2 protein-coding genes are annotated in these 2,515 nt (G+C 42.7%); both read right to left on the minus strand.

Going from position 1 to position 2,515, the window contains the following annotated elements; genetic code table 11:
- Positions 1-358 precede the first annotated feature (358 nt).
- Positions 359-1,522, minus strand: coding sequence for an IS91 family transposase (locus B154_RS0122695; protein WP_018616654.1), 1,164 nt, complete (start codon positions 1,520-1,522; stop codon positions 359-361).
- Between the two features lie 7 nt (positions 1,523-1,529).
- Complete coding sequence (locus B154_RS29570; RefSeq protein ID WP_342664135.1) at positions 1,530-2,492, minus strand: tyrosine-type recombinase/integrase; 963 nt, start codon at positions 2,490-2,492, stop codon at positions 1,530-1,532.
- Positions 2,493-2,515 lie beyond the last annotated feature (23 nt).

Here is a 2,515-nt window from a genome sequence, read left to right on the forward strand (position 1 = left end):
AACAAAAAGAAAAGTATCCGCGAAGCCCCCAATCAAAGCCCCGCATTGTAGTCCTTTTGCGGGGCTTTGTGGTATACTTTTGGGTTGACCGACGTCGCCGTAAGTTTGCTATTGGGAGGTAAGTATCACTTTTCTTTTTGCCGTTATTTTGGTTTTAGTTTTAGTTTTTTTTTCTACCGCTCTTCTTTTGCAACAGTTTATTTGCGAGCAAAAGAGAGCAGTTTTTAAAATTACCTTTTTCATCCTTTATTTACTCTTTTAGCATATCCTTTTTTTGTAGAGGCACATAAGTATAGAGGTACGTTCTTCAACGTTGCTTTTTTCTTTCCTGCAATTATCGTTTCTCTTTTTGTATATCTCAGCCATCATCTGTGTGCTTCCACGGGTAGTATACCTGCACCAGTTGCAATGTTTGCCCTTTGCAGCAGGGGCATTCTTTAAGGTCTATCCCATACTGTTCCTTCATCTTTAATTCCAACGGCACTTTTACCAGTCCTTTATGCAAGGGCAATCTCATGTTTTTTAGCACTGCATTTATTCTCTGGTGCCGCTTCCTGTTGCCAAGGTATCCGTAAGTTCTTATTTTAGTAAACCTTTTGGGTAGCACATGTTGTTCAAAACGCCGTATAAACTCTACTGTCGTAAGAGACATTTGTTTTTTAGCATTTCCATCAGCATAATCTTTATAATCAAAAGTTACTGTATCATTATCAATACTACATATCCTGTGATTGCTGATGGCAACCTTATGCGTGTATCTGCCGAGGTATTCGATTACCGAATGAGGGCCACCAAAAGGAGCTTTTGCATACACGATCCAGTCTTTGCGATATAATACATTAAGTAATTGTTTGGCATCTACACCTTCTGGCAATGTTACTTCACCGCTTGCTATCATACCCTTTAGCGATTGCAGGAACTTGCCTCTAAAAACCGCCTGCATTGCTTTTACAGGAAACAGGAAGCGATAATGGCTTTTCTTAGCATCTTTCCATTCATTATCGTTTATGATGCCACCACCACTAACAATACAGTGGATATGGGGGTGAAAGCTTAGCTGCTGCCCCCAGGTATGCAGCACACTGATAATTCCAGGAAGAGCACCAAGATAGCGGGCGTCCTTTGCAAAAGTCAGCAACGTTTGAGCCGAAGCATCAAAAAGTAGTTTGAACAGCAGCTTTCTGTGGCCCAATACCAGGCTGTTAAGTTCGTGGGGCAGGGTAAAGACCACATGATAATACTTTACCGGCAACAGCTCCTGCATGCGCGCTTCTATCCACTCTTGTTTTTTAAGAGCACCGCAATTTGGACAGTGCCTGTCGCGACAGCTATGATATTGGTACTTTATATAACCGCATGTCTCATCGCTACAACGATAAGCATGATAACCCATCGCTGCTGTACGGCACGTCTTTAAACGATGCATTACCTGTTGAACATGAGCATTACCTTCTGGTAGTGAATAGTCATGTCTTTGCAGCGCCTGCTGAATGGTAGCATGCGGGGTTGTATAACCAGCCATAACAACATCATTTTAAGTTTTGCTTTTTTGATGTTGTCGCCTTTGTATCCTGCAGATCTTGTGGCAACGTGTCGTAGGGACTTACAATGCCCTTCATCCGCTGTGCAGTAAGGTGCAGGTAACGCATAGTGGTTTGCAGCGAGGTGTGCCCCAGCAGTTCTCTTACCGTATTTAGATCAACACCGTTTTCTACCAGGTGAGTAGCAAAGCTGTGCCTGATAGTGTGTACACTATAGTTCTTACTGCCCAGGCCAAGCTCTATCAGCGCTTTTTGCACCAGGTGCTGAATGCTTCGTACACTCATGCGCCTGCCTATCCCCTGGCCATTAAAAAGATATTCCTTTGGCTTGTATATCAGGTAATATGCCCTAAGCTCAAGTAGCACCTGCTGGCTTAAAACAGTGTACCTGTCCTTAGCTCCCTTGCCCTGCACTACTTTAATGCGCATGCTCTTACTGTCTATATCAGTAATCTTAAGAGAGGAGATCTCGCTTACCCGTAGCCCGCTACTATAGAGCAACATGATAATAGTGCGATGCTTAATGTTTTTTACAATGTCTATCAGCAACTTTACTTCCTGAGGTGTCATAACAGCCGGAAGTGTACTGGTAGCACGGGGATAAACAACCGAAGGAATTACATAGGGACGCTTTAAAACGTGCCGGCAAAAGAAAGAAATACTTTGTGCAGCCATCCGGCATTTTACCCGGCTGCATCCTAAAGTCTTAGCCAGGTAGAGAAGATACTCCATCAGCATATCTTCTGTAAAATCTGACGGACTTACCTCTGCATAGTAGACCAGCAAATAACGAAGCTCTGATAAATAATTACGAACTGTGTGAATACTGTAATGACCAAGAGATAAATACTGATCGGTCTTTTCCAGTGCCGCAAGTGCCCGCGGACTTAAAGTTTTTTTTCCATGATCTTTTAGTTTTAAATAAAAAGGTACAAAAAGATCATCATCGATTTCTCATCGCCTGAATAGGCGAT

Origin of the sequence: Segetibacter koreensis DSM 18137 (genome assembly GCF_000374045.1) — a bacterium.
Classification (GTDB): Bacteria; Bacteroidota; Bacteroidia; order Chitinophagales; family Chitinophagaceae; genus Segetibacter; species Segetibacter koreensis.

What these genes read in the sequence shown, in the direction of transcription:
- B154_RS0122695 (WP_018616654.1), bottom strand. Translation starts at nt 1,522, where the DNA reads ATGGCTGGTTATACAACCCCGCATGCTACCATTCAGCAGGCGCTGCAA.